Source organism: Flagellimonas onchidii, from assembly GCF_004804315.1.
Classification (GTDB): domain Bacteria; phylum Bacteroidota; class Bacteroidia; order Flavobacteriales; family Flavobacteriaceae; genus Flagellimonas; species Flagellimonas onchidii.
The window spans coordinates 1-737 of sequence record NZ_SRXX01000055.1 but is presented as its reverse complement, the minus strand read 5'-3'; the positions used below and the strand labels follow the sequence as shown (position 1 = coordinate 737).

Below are 737 nucleotides of genomic sequence, written 5' to 3'. Positions count from 1 at the left end.
GAGTCATGACAACTTAAGAGGGTTGTTTCTTAGGTTATGTATGATGAATTTATATAAATTTTCGTTTCTATAATTATATCTGAACTCTGTTTCTTTGAGGTGTAGGTAAAATGTGTTTTTGTGCATTCCCTTGAACTTTGACAATCTTGTCTTTGCATACCCCCAGAACCCTTCGATTCCATTGATATGTGATTTTCCTTTTACGAACTCATTGTTGCCATGGTCCAATCTATAATGTTTTTTGTAGCCTAGGTCGACAAGTCCGTTATAGCCTCTCCATTTGTCGGAATGTATGATGCTGTCCAAATCCACTTTCCCCTTGATTATGGCCTGTAACGTGGCCCTAGAGCAATTGGGGACAATCTCAGTATAGACTTTTCCATTACGCTTGTAAAGCCCAAAGACGATCGTTTTTCCATAAGCGCCCCGTCCTCTTTTTCCTTTTTTACGCCTAGCTCCAAAGAAAGATTCATCGACTTCCACTTCTCCCTTGAACGGCTTTTCCAACTCACATATTGATGCGATACGGGTGCGTAACGCCGTTAAAACCCTGTTGATGCTATTTCTACTGACACCTGTCAATTCACTGATTTGTGAAGCATTCAAATCAACAGAGAACAAGCGGATTATTTCCCTAAATTTAGCCTCTGAAATCCTTGAACGGTATAAATACTTGTTAGACATTGATATGACTGGACTTAAGCAAAATTAAAAAACGCTTAAGTTGTCATGACCCT

At 39.2% G+C, this 737-nt stretch carries 1 protein-coding gene; it reads right to left on the bottom strand.

Annotated elements, in window-relative coordinates:
• Positions 1–3 precede the first annotated feature (3 nt).
• Positions 4–684 (bottom strand): IS1595 family transposase, encoded by a 681-nt coding sequence (locus tag E4661_RS18965; RefSeq protein WP_168796450.1) that lies wholly within the window; start codon positions 682–684, stop codon positions 4–6.
• Positions 685–737 lie beyond the last annotated feature (53 nt).

Coding starts and splice junctions, on each gene's coding strand:
- E4661_RS18965 (WP_168796450.1), bottom strand. CDS start 684: ATGTCTAACAAGTATTTATACCGTTCAAGGATTTCAGAGGCTAAATTT.